Origin of the sequence: Candidatus Pelagibacter communis (genome assembly GCF_001179925.1) — a bacterium.
Lineage (GTDB): Bacteria > Pseudomonadota > Alphaproteobacteria > Pelagibacterales > Pelagibacteraceae > Pelagibacter > Pelagibacter ubique_E.
The window spans coordinates 1-15,258 of record NZ_CVSF01000015.1; the positions used below are offsets into that span (position 1 = coordinate 1).

At 29.3% G+C, this 15,258-nt stretch carries 18 protein-coding genes; 2 read left to right on the forward strand and 16 right to left on the reverse strand.

Features of this window, described 5'->3' with window-relative positions:
• Positions 1-33: 33 nt before the first annotated feature.
• The 6 genes from AMN70_RS00730 to AMN70_RS00755 all read right to left on the reverse strand — a co-directional run bounded on the left by AMN70_RS00730 (position 34) and on the right by AMN70_RS00755 (position 5,129).
• The gene (locus AMN70_RS00730; RefSeq protein WP_075501083.1) at positions 34-774 is read right to left on the reverse strand and encodes an ABC transporter ATP-binding protein; all 741 of its coding nucleotides are present in this window, start codon (positions 772-774) and stop codon (positions 34-36) included.
• Positions 771-1,820 carry a branched-chain amino acid ABC transporter permease gene (locus AMN70_RS00735; RefSeq protein WP_075501085.1) on the reverse strand — a complete coding sequence of 350 codons (1,050 nt, stop codon included), beginning with the start codon at positions 1,818-1,820 and terminating at the stop codon, positions 771-773. Before AMN70_RS00735 ends, AMN70_RS00730 begins: the two co-directional genes overlap by 4 nt.
• Positions 1,821-1,823: 3 nt before the next feature.
• Positions 1,824-2,234, reverse strand: a complete 411-nt coding sequence (locus AMN70_RS00740) for a GFA family protein (protein ID WP_075501087.1) — start codon at positions 2,232-2,234, stop codon at positions 1,824-1,826.
• A complete protein-coding gene (locus AMN70_RS00745; protein WP_075501089.1) occupies positions 2,234-3,127 on the reverse strand; it encodes a branched-chain amino acid ABC transporter permease in 894 nt (297 codons plus the stop codon). Before AMN70_RS00745 ends, AMN70_RS00740 begins: the two co-directional genes overlap by 1 nt.
• Before the next feature lie 58 nt (positions 3,128-3,185).
• Complete coding sequence (locus tag AMN70_RS00750; RefSeq protein WP_075501091.1) at positions 3,186-4,424, reverse strand: amino acid ABC transporter substrate-binding protein; 1,239 nt, start codon at positions 4,422-4,424, stop codon at positions 3,186-3,188.
• A 90-nt stretch (positions 4,425-4,514) separates the two neighbouring features.
• Positions 4,515-5,129 (reverse strand): LysE family translocator, encoded by a 615-nt coding sequence (locus AMN70_RS00755; RefSeq protein ID WP_075501093.1) that lies wholly within the window; start codon positions 5,127-5,129, stop codon positions 4,515-4,517.
• A gap of 121 nt (positions 5,130-5,250) precedes the next feature.
• Between AMN70_RS00755 and AMN70_RS00760 the strand changes: the two genes are divergently transcribed.
• Positions 5,251-5,547 carry a TIGR03643 family protein gene (locus AMN70_RS00760; RefSeq protein ID WP_075501095.1) on the forward strand — a complete coding sequence of 99 codons (297 nt, stop codon included), beginning with the start codon at positions 5,251-5,253 and terminating at the stop codon, positions 5,545-5,547.
• Positions 5,548-5,550: 3 nt separating this feature from the next.
• Entirely contained in the window at positions 5,551-5,805 is a 255-nt protein-coding gene (grxC, locus tag AMN70_RS00765; RefSeq protein WP_075501097.1) for a glutaredoxin 3, read from the forward strand.
• Here the strand turns inward: grxC and AMN70_RS00770 are convergent.
• Genes AMN70_RS00770 through AMN70_RS00815 form a run of 10 tightly spaced genes read right to left on the reverse strand, consistent with a single transcriptional unit; the run spans position 5,797 to position 15,257 of the window.
• Positions 5,797-6,138 carry a hypothetical protein gene (locus tag AMN70_RS00770; RefSeq protein ID WP_075501099.1) on the reverse strand — a complete coding sequence of 114 codons (342 nt, stop codon included), beginning with the start codon at positions 6,136-6,138 and terminating at the stop codon, positions 5,797-5,799. The genes grxC and AMN70_RS00770 overlap by 9 nt on opposite strands.
• Positions 6,138-6,509 (reverse strand): peptide-methionine (R)-S-oxide reductase MsrB, encoded by a 372-nt coding sequence (gene msrB / locus AMN70_RS00775; protein WP_075501101.1) that lies wholly within the window; start codon positions 6,507-6,509, stop codon positions 6,138-6,140. The genes AMN70_RS00770 and msrB overlap by 1 nt, the downstream gene beginning before the upstream one ends.
• 4 nt (positions 6,510-6,513) lie before the next feature.
• The gene (locus AMN70_RS00780; protein WP_075501103.1) at positions 6,514-7,407 is read right to left on the reverse strand and encodes a histone deacetylase family protein; all 894 of its coding nucleotides are present in this window, start codon (positions 7,405-7,407) and stop codon (positions 6,514-6,516) included.
• Positions 7,408-7,409: 2 nt separating this feature from the next.
• A complete protein-coding gene (locus AMN70_RS00785) occupies positions 7,410-8,360 on the reverse strand; it encodes a D-2-hydroxyacid dehydrogenase family protein (protein WP_075501105.1) in 951 nt (316 codons plus the stop codon).
• Positions 8,353-9,246: a DMT family transporter gene (locus AMN70_RS00790; RefSeq protein ID WP_075501106.1), complete on the reverse strand. Its 894-nt coding sequence runs from the start codon at positions 9,244-9,246 to the stop codon at positions 8,353-8,355. The genes AMN70_RS00785 and AMN70_RS00790 overlap by 8 nt, the downstream gene beginning before the upstream one ends.
• A 3-nt stretch (positions 9,247-9,249) precedes the next feature.
• Positions 9,250-10,491 (reverse strand): NAD(P)/FAD-dependent oxidoreductase, encoded by a 1,242-nt coding sequence (locus AMN70_RS00795; RefSeq protein ID WP_075501109.1) that lies wholly within the window; start codon positions 10,489-10,491, stop codon positions 9,250-9,252.
• Positions 10,492-10,542: 51 nt separating this feature from the next.
• Complete coding sequence (gene rodA, locus AMN70_RS00800; protein WP_075501110.1) at positions 10,543-11,667, reverse strand: rod shape-determining protein RodA; 1,125 nt, start codon at positions 11,665-11,667, stop codon at positions 10,543-10,545.
• Positions 11,668-13,548, reverse strand: coding sequence for a penicillin-binding protein 2 (gene mrdA / locus AMN70_RS00805; protein ID WP_075501112.1), 1,881 nt, complete (start codon positions 13,546-13,548; stop codon positions 11,668-11,670). It lies immediately after the preceding gene.
• Entirely contained in the window at positions 13,541-14,047 is a 507-nt protein-coding gene (locus AMN70_RS00810) for a hypothetical protein (RefSeq protein ID WP_075501114.1), read from the reverse strand. The genes mrdA and AMN70_RS00810 overlap by 8 nt, the downstream gene beginning before the upstream one ends.
• Positions 14,040-15,257, reverse strand: a complete 1,218-nt coding sequence (locus tag AMN70_RS00815; protein ID WP_075501115.1) for a rod shape-determining protein MreC — start codon at positions 15,255-15,257, stop codon at positions 14,040-14,042. Before AMN70_RS00815 ends, AMN70_RS00810 begins: the two co-directional genes overlap by 8 nt.
• Between the last annotated feature and the right edge of the window lies 1 nt (position 15,258).

Below are 15,258 nucleotides of genomic sequence, written 5' to 3' on the forward strand. Positions count from 1 at the left end.
GTGCTTTTCCTAAAACTTCGTATTGATTAGACATTATTGTGCTCCCAAATAAGCGTCTATGACACGTTTGTCATTTTTAATTTCATCAGGTGTTCCTTTTGCAAGCATTTTACCATGAGCTAAGCAATAAATACTTTCTGCTAATTGCATTATAACTCTCATATTATGTTCAATAACTAAAAGAGTAATTCCGAAGTCTTGATTTACTTTAATTAGTCTATCTATAATTCCATTGATTAATGTTGGATTAATGCCAGCAGTTGGTTCATCTAATAAAAGCATTTCAGGTTCATTCATTAAAGCCATTGCAAGTTCTAATAATTTTTGCTGACCAAAAGATAAATCACCTGCTCTCAAATTTCTTTTTTGAAAAAGCCCTACAAAGTTCAAAAGGTTCTCTGCTTTTTCTGTCAAATTTTTTGGAATTTTAGAGAATATCTTTAATATGCTTTCATCGCTACCTTTGTGGCTAATAAGCATATTATCTACACAATTTAATTTGCCATAAATTCTTGTTTGTTGAAATGTTCGTAATAACCCAAGTTTAGCAATTATTGGAACTGGCAATTCAGAAACTTCTTTATTATTAAACTTTATGGATCCTTTATCTATTGGATAAGTTCCAACTATTGAATTAAATAAAGTTGTTTTTCCTGAACCATTCGGACCGATAAGCCCAAATATTTTTCCTTTTTCCACCGTCATTGAAATATCAACATTAGCTTTAATACCACCAAAAGATTTGCTTACATTGTTTACTTCTAAAATACTCATTTTAATTCCACCTGTGCTTTACGGTCTGCTTCATCCACTACCTCACCAAATCTCTCTGGGTATTTTTCTCTTAACCATCCCATAATTCCTTCTGGAAAATAAATTACAATTACTACTATTAAAACTCCCAAGGCAACATACTGCCAACCTAAAAAGAAAGTCCAAAATCCTTCTTTGAAGATATGAAATACTGTTGCACCAATCACAGGACCCCATAGAGTTCCCTTACCTCCTAAGATTGCCATCAATACCATGAAGACACCCATCTCTCTTCCATCAAAAGCAACATCCGTAGAGTCTATATAACCAACTAATCCTCCCATAATACCACCAGCTAAGCCACAGAAAAAAGCCGACACCATCCATCCAATGATTTTATATTTCATTGTTTCAATTCCCATAGCTTCAGCCTTGTCCTCATTATCTCTGATCGCATTAAGAATTAATTTAAATCTAGTTGAATAAATTGCTCTGACTGCAATGAAGGTAAGTATGAGTGCTCCAAAACTTAAAAAATAAAAGAATTCTCCTCTAGCTTCTAAACCTCCAACATTAGGAAAAGGTGGTGTTGTAAAGCCTTGTCCGGCTCCAATAATTTCTATACCTCCAGAAATTTCTCCTGCTGCCACTCCTAAACCTAAAGTACAAATTGCAAAATAATGGCCTCTTAGTCCTAATATAGCGTATCCAATTAATCCAGCAACTATAGTTGGCACAACTGCGGCAACTACAAGTCCTACTGCCATTCCTTGAAAAAATTGAGTTGGTGTATGTACAAATGTTTTTTCCCCACCACTTTCAGTCCATTCAGCTAATGGAAAAAACATACCAACTTGAACTGAGGCACATAGATACATTCCCAAACCATAAAATAATATATTCCCAAAAGTGTTGTAACCCATCTCACCACCTTGAATATTCCAAGTGGTAGCTAAAACGATTAATACACATAAAATAGACAATTGAACTTTGAAAGCTGGAAATATAAATGGAGCCGCTAAGCCAAATATTAAAATACTTAAATATAAAATTGAATTTTTATTCATAAATTAGATAACTAGATCATCATCGTTGACTTTCATGAAAGGAAAGTGAGAGTCTTTATAAAATATGTTTTTTGCTTTTTGAAGCGAGCTCACGTCATTTAAAAGACCCGCATATAAATAAGAAACACCCCATTTTTCAACATAGGTCGTAACAGGTGCTGCACAAATTTTGCAAAAAGTTTTTGTTATAATATTTTTACTTCCTCCTAAATGAGTATATTTTGATAGTTTATTCTCATCAATTTTCAAAGCATTCTCTCTTAGTTGTATAATAGTTATTATTCCCCCTAGTTTTTTTCTACAATCAATACAATGACAATTAAATACTCTTGGTATTTCATCTAATTTAACGGTAAACTTAACTTCTCCACATATACAACTACCATCATATTCGATCATTTTTTTTTCTGACATTATTTTAAATACTCTCTTTTTCTTGATAATTTAAATCTTCTATAAACAAGAATTAAAACTAATAATAAGAACACTGAACCTATTCTAAATTCTGTACCCAGTATATAATCAGCAAATTCTTCAAATACTCCAAGTCCCATACCTGATAATGCCACTCCTGGTAAATTCCCAAGGCCAGCAACAATAACGATCATAAAAGATCTAATAGTATATGGTAATCCCATATAAGGGTGTATTGTAAATGTTATTGAAATTAATGCTCCAGCAACCCCACAAAGTGCAGCATTTATACCAAATGTAGCTGCATAAACTTTTTCTGTATCAACTCCTAAGATTTTTGCAGCTCTTGCATTTTGAGCTGTTGCTCTAATTGCCCGACCAAGTTTTGATTTTTTCATATAAATCACTAAACAAATAGCAAACAAAATACTTATAAATGCAGAAAATATTTTAGAATTAGGTAAGACCACTGCGCTATCAAATAAAAAAGTGGTTCCATAACCTGAGTTAGCCAATACTACATCTGCACCGAAAGCAAAATTCATTAATTGCATAAAAAGAATACTTATTCCAAATGTAGCAAGAATAGAGATGAATAAATCTCGATCGACAACTTTATTAATAACTAGTTTATAAATACCAACCCCAACGAAATACATAATAATTGGTGATACGATAACACCCCAGGCCGGATGAATTCCATAAAGATACATAAAGTATGCAATATATCCTCCAAGAATAACTAAATCACCTTGGGCAATATTAATTATATTCATTACTCCCCATTGCAGTGCCATACCATAAGCAATCAACGCAAATAAAATACCTAAGAGAATACCGTCCAAACAAGCTTGAACAGTTATCATTGGATATTGGAAAACCATGAAATCCATTATCTACCCTTAAAAAAAAATACCCCCTAAATTTAAGGGGGTATTTATAGATTAGTTATTATCTTTCAGACCACTTAGGAATTGGATGTATTAACTTAGCTGAAGCCCACTTGAGCGGAGCTACAACTTTGTTTTCACATTTCCCGGCGCCGTCACACATTACTTGGAAAAGTACCATCGGCTTATCAACATTTTGGCCGCCTGGTGCAAATTTTATATTTCCATAGAACGTTTGCATATTAGTTGCTGCAAGGGCATCTCTTACTTTTTTTTGATCAAAAGAATTTGCTCTCTCAAATGCATCCTTAAACACTAACAATGCCGCTGAAGACTCTGCTGATTGATAAGGCGGGTCGTATCCAAACTCTTTTTGGAAATCTGCCGCATAAGTCATACCATCTTTAAAAAAGTCATCTTTATAAGTCAATGTTTTATGCCATTGAGAAGCACAAAGAGCGTACTGAGAATTTTTACCATGTTGTTTTGATAATTTCGCAGCATCACAATGCGTCATCGCTAACATTGGAACATCTACCTTCATTTCAGCTATTTGTCTGATTGCAGTTAATGCACCTTTTGTATGACCTGATACAACAAGAACATCTGGCTTCATTTGCTTAACTTTTACTAATGTAGCAGCCATATCATTAAGCTCTTTTGGAAGCTTATCATCGATTATAATTTCAGATCCAGTTTCTTTAGCAGCATCTAAAATACCTAATCTAACATCTTGTGAAAATGCATCTTGTTCAAATGCCTGTGCAATTCTTACACCTTTTCCACCATTTAATTCAACGGCCGTTCTTATAGCTACATCAAGATATAAGTTAGCTGGAGCTAGAACTGCGAATAGATACTTGTAACCCTTGGTAAACAAAGATCTAGACGCACCATTAGCTTCCACCATTGGTACTCCATATTTTTCAGTAACAGGCGCAATAGCTTTTGTTAAACCTGAGCTGTATGGCCCAAGCATAAACTCAACACCGTCTTGAGAAATCAATCTTTCTGCTAATTGAGCTGCTCTTTTTGGGTTCGATTCATCATCATAATAAATGATTTCAAACTTATATGTTTTTCCACCAACTTTTACTCCACCCATGCTATTAATTCTATCAACGGCCATATTGTAACCGTTTTGAGTATGAACACCATTTGATGAATATTTTCCTGTTAGTGAGATAGCAGCACCTAAAACAATCTTATCACCAACTACTTTTGCAAATGAAACAACTGAAGTTGAAAGTAAAATTGCTACTGCAGAAATAAAACTCAAGATTATTTTATTTATTTTCATTTTATTTCCTTGGTTAATTAATTAATTAAAGTCTAATTAAATAAAGAAATGAAATAATTTTCAAGTGGCAAAAGTAGCGTGATTATTGTTTTAATATTGTTGTATAACAATAATTATTAAAGCAACTATAACTAAAACACTCGCAGAGATTGTATTAATTGTTTTTGGGTTTGCTTTTATCCAAGTAATTAATTTTTGCGCAAGCATTGCATACCCAATCAAAGATAAAAAATCTAATACAACATAAGTTGTTATTAATATAAAAAATTGAACAATATAATTTGAGTTAAAGTCAATAAATTGTGGAAATATTAGAGGAAAGAACAACCAAGCCTTTGGACTTGTTCCTGCAACTAAAAAACCATCTTTAAAAAAAGAAAATATACTTTTTGATGAAATTATTTTTGAATTTATGTCTTTAGGTGAAGATTTATAAACATCATAAGCTAAATAAAGCAAATAAATTACACCAATCCACTTAAAAAAATTTAAAAAGGTTGGATTGTCAGAAAAAAAACTTCCTAAAACAAATATAACTAAAGTTGCTTGGATAAAATTAGCAGTGATATCTCCTAGCGCTGTCCAAATACAATTTTGAACACCATAATTCATTGAATAAGACACAATTACTATTCTTGGAGTACCGGGAGTGATAAAAAGAAAAATTATGATTTGTAAAAAAAGAATAAAATCTAAGGGGAGCATATAAAAAAAAAGATAGTCCTTAAAAACCGGGAGCTAAAGATGGCTAAGAAGGACTATCTAGACAAATATAACACATCCCAAAAAAAATGCATTATCGATTTTTTTCAAATATAAAGGATTTATGAAAAAAAAAGGTCACAGGCCAGTTACTCGAGTTAAAAATCCAGAGCCAAATATTGAAAGTCCAGATTGGGTCATCTGGGCTGCCTGGGCTGACAGGATCACTTTTGAAGAAATCCAAAAAAAAACTGGATATAAAGAATCTGATGTAATTAAAATTATGAGAAGATCGCTTAAACCATCTTCATTTAGATTATGGAGAAAAAGAGTTCACGAAAAAAGTATTAAACATAGAAAAAAATTTGAATATTCTAGAAAAGAAATGTCTGGTAAAATTAAAAAAGGTGACTACTTATAAGTTATGAAAAAAATTACAATTTATACAGGACCACTTTGTAATTATTGCGATGCAGCTAAGAGATTATTAACTAGAAACAACGCTCCTTATAACGAAATTAATATTGCAACTATTGATGGTGCAATGGATGAAATGATTAAGAAAGCTAACGGAAAAAAAACAATTCCACAAATATTTTTTGATGATCAACATATTGGTGGATACGATGAAGTAAGAGCACTAGAAAAAGAAAATAAATTACAAGATCTTTTAAAATAAAACGTAATAAACAACCCAAAAAATTAAAGTATATTCAAAAAAACTTTTAAAAATTGTAATTTTTTTTTCATCAAATTTTTGATTAATAAATTTTTTTGAGAAATAAAATCCAATATTAACTAATAAAATAGCAATAATAATACCAATTATAGTAGATTGAATAGAAAAATTTTTGTAACCAAAGTAGCAAGCTGCAATTAAAGTAAACCAAGAAACTTTTGTAATAAAAATCTTAAATATTAACCCTGCTTTTTTACTAAATACTGATTGTGTTTTTATAATTGAATATGACCAAATAACTCCAATTAAAAAACTTAAATACTTTATTATCATTAATTTTTTGGTTTAAAAACTAAACAAACACCATTGTTGCAATATCTTTTACCAGTTGGTTCTGGACCATCATCAAAGATATGACCATGATGGGCATCGCAATTTTTACAATGATATTCTGTACGAGCATATCCTAGCAAATGATCTGTTTTTGTTTCAAAAACATCTGGTAATGAACGAAAGAAAGATGGCCAACCAGAACCACTTTCATATTTATTTTCAGATTCAAATAGTTTAACCCCACAATTTGCGCAGTGATAACTTCCATTTCTTTTTTCTTTATTTAATTCACTAGTTCCTGGAGGTTCAGTACCATCTTCAAACATAACTAGCTTTTGCTCAGCTGTAAGATTAGGATTTTTTTTACTCATTAATTTATAATAATTTAGCACATGATTGGTGCAAAATAGAGTGTAATTCAACAAGTTTATCAAAATCTTTATTGTATCCACCACCTAAAACGCCACAAAGTGGAACTCCTTTTGAAAAAAAATTTTCTGTCACAATTTCATCTCTTTTTCTAATTCCATCATCTGAAATTTTTAATTTACCTAAACGATCATTAAAATGAATATCAACACCAGCTATATAAAAAACATAGTCAAAATTTTCTTCATTTAGTTTATTTAAGTAAAATTTAAGTATTTTAATGTACTGCATATCCTCTAAATTATCTTCAAGTTCAACATCAAGATTACTGATAGATTTTTTAGCGGGATAATTTGATTTTGAATGCATGCTAAAAGTAAATACGTTTCTATTATCTTTAAAGATATCTGCGTTTCCGTTTCCTTGATGAACATCTAAATCAACAATTAATATTCTGCCTGCTAATCCTCTATCTAGTAAATAATGAGCTGCAACAGCTACATCATTGAATACACAATAGCCAGCACCACCATCAAAATTTGCATGATGGCTTCCTCCAGCCGTATTACAAGCCACACCGTTTTTAACTGCAAGTTTAGATGCTAACACAGTTCCACCTGTCGCAACTAAAGATCTTTTTACAACACTATCAACTAATGGAAAACCAATTTTTTTTATGGTGTTTTCATCTAAAGTTTTATTTTTCACATTTTGTATATAACTTTCAGAATGAGCTCTTTTTAATGTTTCATCTGAACAGGGATATGGTGTATGAAATTTTTTTACAATTTTTCCTTTAATCAAATAATTGGCCAATTCTCCAAATTTATTTATTGGAAATTTATGATCATCACCAATTTTAGCAAAATAATCACTATGATTTACAACAGGTAAATCCATTTTTATTTTATTACTCGGATAGGATTACCATCAACACAAGCCTCTAATGCTTCAATCATTTGATTGTAAAAAATACTATAATTTTCAGCTGTAACATAACCAATGTGTGGAGTTAATAATGCATTTGGCAAAAATCTTAGTTTATTATTTTCTGGCAAAGGCTCTTTCTCATAAACATCAAGGCCTGCTCCAGCAATTTCATTTGTAGATAAAGCTATTATTAAATCATCTTCATTAACAATTGGACCTCTTGAAGTGTTTATCAAGAAAGCTGTTTTTTTCATCTTATCTAATTCTTTTAAAGTAATACAATCTTTATATCTTTCACCTCCTTGAACATGGATAGATAAAAAATCTGAATTTGAAATTAAATCATCTTTACTACTCGGTAGAACATCCAGCTCTTTACATTTGTTTAAATCTAAATTTTCACTCCAGGCCATAACTTGCATTCCGAATGCTTTTCCTATTTTCGCGACTTGCGAACCAACTCTACCAAGACCAATTAAACCTAAAATTTTTCCTTTTAATTCAACACCTACGGTTGTTTGCCAATATCCTTGATACATATTGTCAATTTCTTCTTTCAAATTTCTAGCTAATCCTAATATCAGTGCCCATGTTAATTCTGGAGTTGGATGAATATTTATTTCTGTACCACAGACTATAATTTTTCTTTTTTTTGCAGCTTCTAAATCAATTGACTTATTTCTTGAACCGCTTGTGATAATAAATTTTAATTTAGTTAAATTATCTATTATGTTTTTAGTCATTGGTGTTCTTTCTCGCATTATAAGAAGAGCCTCAAAGTCAGCTAATTGCTCTAAAATCTCGGCTTCATCACCAAAAGGTTCACTAAAAATTTTTATTTCATATTTTCCTGCAAGTTTTTCAATGTCGACAAACTGTTGAGAAACATTCTGGTAATCATCTAAAATTGCAACTTTAAGCATCTTTAATTTCCTTATTTGACAAAAATAAACCTAGTATAATTAAAATTGCCCCAAGAGAATGATAAAAATTGAATTGTTCATTAAAAAAAATTATTGCCATTATTGTACTAAATAAAGGTATAAGAGATAAAAAGATTCCTGCTCTATTAGCACCAATAATAGATACAGCCCCAGCCCAACAATAATAGGAGCCTATACTTGGAAATAGAGCTAAAAAAATAAGAGTATAAAAAAGATTGATATCAAATTTTATTACCTCTCCTTGTGAAAATTCATAGAGAAATTGTGGAAATACACAAATTAATCCAAAAGTACATATAACATGAACTAAAGTTAAAAGCGGCAATGTGAATTTTTTTTTCTTTAAAAGAGTTGAATATACTCCCCAAGTAATAACTCCTCCTATCATTATGATATCTCCTTTGTTGAAATTTAGTGAAAGCAAAATATCAATATCAAGTTTTGTTAAAATTGAAAAAATTCCCAATACAGAAATTATAAGTCCCAAAATTTGAAATTTATTGGTTTTTTCAATATTGAATAAAAAACATAATAAAATTATTACAGCTGGAATTGCTGTATTGAAAAGAGTTGCATTAATAACTTGCGTATGAATTAAAGATAAATAAGTAAAAGAATTAAATAAACCTACACTAGTGAAACCTAAAAAAAATAATAAAGGTAAATTATTTAAAATTGTATCTTTAAATTTTAATATCTCTTTAAAAGTAAAAGGCAATAAAATAAGCCAAACAAGTAACCATCTGTAGAACACTAACGATAAAGGAGGAATATTCGTTAGAAAAGCAAATTTTCCTACAACAAAATTTCCAGCCCAAAATAAAGTTGCACATACTAACATTATATATGCCTTACTATTTTGCATAGATTAATTAAATCTTTTAGAGCTATAAGGTTCTAAATTTAAGTTAGTATTTTCTTGAGCTATCATTCCAGAGACAATCTTTCCAGATATTGGACCTAATGTCCATCCTAAATGATGATGTCCAAAACAATAGAATACATTTTTATAATTCTTTGAAGGACCCATTACTGGTAAAAAATCTGGTAATGTCGGTCTAAAGCCTAACCACTCATCTTCATGTTCAGGAAGATCACCTAACATAAATTTTGCATTATTAATTAAATTTTGAATTCTTGATTTTGAGAGTGGGTTATCTAATCCTCCAAATTCAACAGTACCAACTACTCTTAGTCCCTGCTCCATTGGTGTTATACCAAATCCTCTGTTAGAAAAAATAACTGGCCTATTTAATAGATGATCACAATTTTTGAAATGTACATGATAACCTCTTTCAGTATCTAATGGTATTTTTTCATTCAAATTGTCAGTAAGTTTTTTAGAAAAAGCTCCACATGTAATTACTATTTTATCAAAATTATATCTTTCATCATCTGTTATAAAAATTGGCTTCTCATTATCAAACTGAATATCATTGATATTCTTTTTTTTGAAATTTCCCCCTTTTTTTAAAAATAACTCAAAAAACTTTAAAAGAATTTTTTTTGGATTTCTTGCATGTCTAGCATAAGGATAATAAACGCCAGCATGATAAAAGGGTTTTATATTGGGTTCTAGGTCATGGATTTCTTGTTTACTAACTAGTTGTTGTTTTACACCTAATTCTTTTCTAACTTTAATTTCTAATTCTCTACTCTTTAAATCTTTGTTATTCCAAATATACAATATCCCCTTATTCTCAACTAAACCTTCAAGTTCTATTTCGTTGAATAGTTCATCATATGCGGGAAGTGCAAGATCTAATATTTGATGCATATATTTTGCAGTATGCATCATCTTATCTTTTTTAGTATTCATTATAAATTGAATGAACCATGGAATCATTTTTGGCACATAATTCCATTTTAAGGCTAAAGGACCAGTTGAGCTCAACAACATAGCTGGCACATCAGCCAGAACATCGGTTCTGTTTAGAGATAATGATGCATATGGAGAAAAATGACCAGCATTTCCATAAGATGCTGCAGGGTTTCCTGGCTCTTCTCTGTCAAACAATGTTACATCTAAACCTTTTTTTTGAAGAAATAACGCATTTGAAATTCCTTGGATCCCAGCTCCAACGATACCAATGTTTAATTTTTTACTCATAAAAAAAATTATACTGCTTTTTTATTATTATATTTAAGCGACAAATTATACTTAAGCTATTGACTGCTCACTATGAATTTTAGCACTCATTACTATACCAAAACCAATCATTGTTGCTAGCATAGATGAACCGCCATAAGACATGATTGGCAAGGGAGAGCCTACAATTGGTAATAACCCTAAAACCATACTCATGTTAATGATTATATAGACAAACATAGAGGTCCCAAAACTGTAACAAAATAATTTTGCAAAATAACTTCGTGAAAGAGCTCCAATTTTGATAATTCTATATATGATAATCGCGTAAATTATTAAAAGAAATACCGATCCAACAAAACCAAATTCTTCCGAAAAAAGAGTAAAAATAAAATCTGTATGTTTTTCAGGTAAAAATTCTAAATAACTTTGTGTTCCTTTCAAAAAACCTTTTCCAAATATTCCTCCGGAGCCCACAGCAATTTTAGATTGGATAATCTGATATCCTGCCCCTAATGGATCTCTATCAGGATTCAAAAAAGTTAAAACTCGGATTTTTTGATAAGGTTTTAAAAAAGATATTATAAAAGGTAGTGATAAAACAGATATTAAAAATGAATAAAAGAAATATTTATGGTTTAATCCTGCAAACCATAATACTACAATTCCACTAATTGATATTAATAAAGAGGTTCCTAAATCAGGCTGGATAATCACTAAACTCATTGGCAAAAAAATAATTATCAAAGATATTATTACTGAATAAAATGAATTTACATTTTCTAAACGTTTTCTGTGAAAAAATTTTGCTAAGCAAAGAATAATTACTATTTTCATAAGTTCTGAGGGCTGAATGTTTATGAAATATAGATCAATCCATCTTTGAGAACCTGAGGCTGTTATACCAAAATGAATAGTCCAAATTAGCATAGCCACGATTATTAAATAGCTTAAATACCCTATTGAAAACCAGAACCTAATATTAAGAAAAGAAATAAAAAACATCATTATCGTAAATATAACAAACTTATAAAAATGGCTTTTTGTATGAAAAAGTATCTGACCACCGTCAGTTGAATACATTGTAGCAAGACTAATTAATCCTAACAAAAATATACAAACTAATAAAATCAAATCTAAATTTTTTAATTTTCGAAAAAAATTTCCTTTATTTTCTAATTTATTATGTAGGTACATCTAAATATCTAAATATTTTTTTGTTTGATAGTTTTTACGGATCTCATGTCGATCAATTATCTTTTTAAATAATTTTTTAGCTAAAGGTGCTGCCACAGAGCCCCCAGAACCCCCATGCTCTATCAAAATACTTATAGCATATCTGGGATTTTTGTATGGACCAAATGCTACATATAAAGCATGATCTCTCTCCTCGTAAGCAATTTCGGATGTTTTAAGATCTAGCTCACGGTCTGTTTCTGTAATTCGTTTAACTTGTGCAGTTCCAGTTTTTCCTGCAAATTGATATTTTGTATCATCAATACGAGATCTGTATGAAGTTCCCCTTACCTCGTTCGTAGAACTAAACATTGCATCTTGGATAATATTTATATTTTTAGGATTTTTAACAAGTGAGACAAATTTATCTTTCTCTTCATCTTTGTTTTTTTGATTTAAAACAAGTTTTGGATAAATTTTATGACCACCATTTGCAATTTGTGCTGTCATTAAACAAAGTTGAATTGGTGTAGTTTGAATATAGCCTTGACCTATTCCAGTGATTATAGTTTCACCAAGCAACCAATTTCTGCCGAGAGCATTTTTTTTCCACTCCGTATTAGGTATTAAGCCACTTTTTTCATTACCAAATAAATTACCAAAAACCTTTTTACCTAGACCAAATTTTTTAGCTGTTTCACTCAATTTATCTACACCAAGCCTTCTTGAAACCTCATAAAAATATGTGTCACATGATTGTTTCATTGCCTCTCTCATGTTCATATATCCATGACCTTCTTTTTTCCAACAATGATATGTTTGCCCGTACAACTCTAATGGATGTTTATGACCCTTACAAATTACAGTAAATTTTTGACTAACGATTTCATTTTCAAGTGCTGACAATGCAACTATGGGTTTGATTGTTGAGCCTGGTGAGTAATTTCCTGATAAAGTCTTATTTAACAAAGGTTTCATAGGATTATTTCTAATCAATTGCCAATCATCTTGACTAATGCCAAACACAAATTTATTTGGATCAAAAGAAGGTGAAGAATGCATCGCAATTATATCCCCTGTAAAAATGTCCATTACGCATATGGAGCCTGCTTTATCAATCAATAATTCATTAGCTAATTTTTGAATCTCTGTATCTACAGTTAATTTAATTGTTTTACCTTGATCACCTTGTTGATATGCTAACTGACTTATTCTTCTTCCATAAGCATTAACTTCATATCTCTCAATAGAATTACTTCCTATTAAATCATTTTCAAAAGATTTTTCTAAACCTATTTTTCCTACTTTTAATCCTTGAACAAATTTTTCTTTAATAACTTCATTAGTTGAAATATCACTTTCATTTGCTTGACTTACATAACCTAAGATATGAGTATAATTTTCTTTATATGGATAATTTCTTGAAATTGAAATAATTGGCTTAACACCGTTTAAATCATATAAGTTATTATTAATTTTTGAAAAATTTTCCCAACTAAGATTATCTGCTACTATAAGAGTTTCCCAAGGTTTAATTTCTTTTTGTTTTTTTAAAATTTTTGTAAATTGTTTATCTGAAAGATCCAAAATATTTTTAATTCTGTTAATCGTATATCTAAAATTTTCCACTTGCTCAGGTATCAGATGAAGTTGATAAGCTTCAAAGTTACCAGCGATTGTATTTCCAAAAAAATCAGTAAAATTTCCTCTAACAGGTGGAAGCTTCCATTCCCTAATTCTATTTTTATCTGAGAGTGTTAAATATTTTTTGTTTTCCTTGATTTGTAAAAAAAATAATCTACTTACTATACCACCTAAAATGATCACTTTAGCAGTTGCTAAAATGAACATTCTTCTATTGATAGAATTTAATTTTACAACATTGTCACTCTGACTAATCATTAATTGCCTTAATATAATAGTTAAATATTAAAGTTGATGGAACATACAATAAAAATGTAAATAAATTATTAATTACATAAAACATAATATCCAAATCGTAAGAAAAGAAAAAAAATAGGATTGAATAATTTATTGAATTTATCAAACTAATTACAAAAAGAAAATAAAACCAATCTTTTATCAAATGAGGTCTTATAGTTATATTTCTTAAATAAGATGCAAATGTACACACTACGATATAAGAAAAAGAACTTATTCCTAATGGGAAACCAACAACTGTATCATTTATTAATCCAGCTATAAAAACCAATAAATAATCAAATTTATTATACTCTTTAAGCGCAAAATAAAAAATTAATATGAAAGGAAAATTAAAAGAAAAATAATCTATATTTAAATAATTAAAATCAAATTCATTTAAAACAGATACATATAAAATTATAATTGGCAAGAAAGTGTAAACTTTGTAAAGATAATTATGTTTTGCAAATTTAATCATTTAATTTTCTACCTTTACTCAAAATACATTCTTTATATTCGGGAGTGCCAACTTTAAATCCTTTTTTAAATACTGTTTTTTGACATTTTGAACTATAAATCAAGTTTTGCCTTAAAAAACTAAGTTCCTCTTGGTCTATAGAATTTTGATTTATCTTTTTGTTTTGATTATCAATTTTATTTTGTAAATTTAAAATCTTATCAGTTGTATCATTTATTTGAGATCTTAATTTTTGATTTTCCTCAATAAATTTTTCGTTAGTTTCATTTAATATTTTAATTTCTTCATTAAGTATATTTAATTTAATTTTTTCAGTATTTATTGCAGCTGACAAGTTTTCATCATCTACTTCCTTTTCGTCACCAATTTTCAGATTTTGCTGGATTTCAACAAAGACATATTTTAGTTGATCAAAATCACTGTAAAAATCTATGATAAATTTGCTGTTATCAGTAGTTATTCTTCCTACTGGAATTCCACTTTTATAAATAGAGCCTGTTCCTGAAGTATATGCAATACTTTGATTTTGAATATCTTCAATAAGATTATCTTTGATATATTTAATTTCGCCAGAATTGCTTCCATCTCCAACTACAATCGCCTGAACATTTCCAGGAGTAATTGAAATTGGAACAGTTGAATTTAAATCTGAGAGTAATAATACTCTAGAAGATTTAAAGTTTACTTCTATCACCCTTCCAACAAGATAATTTTTATCATATATGTTTGTTCCAATTTTTATATTATCAAAACTTCCTTTATTAATTATTATTGTTTTTAAAAAAGGACTATCATGGTCAACTATTACTTTTGCTAAAATTTTATTTGATGAAAAACTGTAGTCTTCAATTAATCCTTTTAATTCATTATTTTCACTAATTATAATATCATTAGATATTTCTTTAGATCTTAATTCTTCTAATTGAATTTTATTTAATTGAAATTCATCATAAAAACTTGAGTATTCTACAATCTTTGAATAAGAAGTAATTATTAAATTTTCAGGAATAGATACAACAAATGAAGATCTAAACACAATTTCATTAATAATAGATCTTAAATTATTAATAATTTTAAAATTTAAATTTGAAAGAAATATAATAAAAACTGATATAAAGATTAGAGTTAAGAGAGAAAATTTTTGTTTTGTTGTTTTTTTTAAAAAAGCAGATCGAATTGCAATTACAAAGTCATCTCTGCTTGAGGCCATT

Coding starts and splice junctions, on each gene's coding strand:
- AMN70_RS00730 (WP_075501083.1), bottom strand. CDS start 774: ATGAGTATTTTAGAAGTAAACAATGTAAGCAAATCTTTTGGTGGTATT.
- AMN70_RS00735 (WP_075501085.1), bottom strand. CDS start 1,820: ATGAATAAAAATTCAATTTTATATTTAAGTATTTTAATATTTGGCTTA.
- AMN70_RS00740 (WP_075501087.1), bottom strand. CDS start 2,234: ATGTCAGAAAAAAAAATGATCGAATATGATGGTAGTTGTATATGTGGA.
- AMN70_RS00745 (WP_075501089.1), bottom strand. CDS start 3,127: ATGGATTTCATGGTTTTCCAATATCCAATGATAACTGTTCAAGCTTGT.
- AMN70_RS00750 (WP_075501091.1), bottom strand. CDS start 4,424: ATGAAAATAAATAAAATAATCTTGAGTTTTATTTCTGCAGTAGCAATT.
- AMN70_RS00755 (WP_075501093.1), bottom strand. CDS start 5,129: ATGCTCCCCTTAGATTTTATTCTTTTTTTACAAATCATAATTTTTCTT.
- AMN70_RS00760 (WP_075501095.1), top strand. CDS start 5,251: ATGAAAAAAAAAGGTCACAGGCCAGTTACTCGAGTTAAAAATCCAGAG.
- grxC (WP_075501097.1), top strand. CDS start 5,551: ATGAAAAAAATTACAATTTATACAGGACCACTTTGTAATTATTGCGAT.
- AMN70_RS00770 (WP_075501099.1), bottom strand. CDS start 6,138: ATGATAATAAAGTATTTAAGTTTTTTAATTGGAGTTATTTGGTCATAT.
- msrB (WP_075501101.1), bottom strand. CDS start 6,509: ATGAGTAAAAAAAATCCTAATCTTACAGCTGAGCAAAAGCTAGTTATG.
- AMN70_RS00780 (WP_075501103.1), bottom strand. CDS start 7,407: ATGGATTTACCTGTTGTAAATCATAGTGATTATTTTGCTAAAATTGGT.
- AMN70_RS00785 (WP_075501105.1), bottom strand. CDS start 8,360: ATGCTTAAAGTTGCAATTTTAGATGATTACCAGAATGTTTCTCAACAG.
- AMN70_RS00790 (WP_075501106.1), bottom strand. CDS start 9,246: ATGCAAAATAGTAAGGCATATATAATGTTAGTATGTGCAACTTTATTT.
- AMN70_RS00795 (WP_075501109.1), bottom strand. CDS start 10,491: ATGAGTAAAAAATTAAACATTGGTATCGTTGGAGCTGGGATCCAAGGA.
- rodA (WP_075501110.1), bottom strand. CDS start 11,667: ATGTACCTACATAATAAATTAGAAAATAAAGGAAATTTTTTTCGAAAA.
- mrdA (WP_075501112.1), bottom strand. CDS start 13,548: ATGATTAGTCAGAGTGACAATGTTGTAAAATTAAATTCTATCAATAGA.
- AMN70_RS00810 (WP_075501114.1), bottom strand. CDS start 14,047: ATGATTAAATTTGCAAAACATAATTATCTTTACAAAGTTTACACTTTC.
- AMN70_RS00815 (WP_075501115.1), bottom strand. CDS start 15,257: ATGGCCTCAAGCAGAGATGACTTTGTAATTGCAATTCGATCTGCTTTT.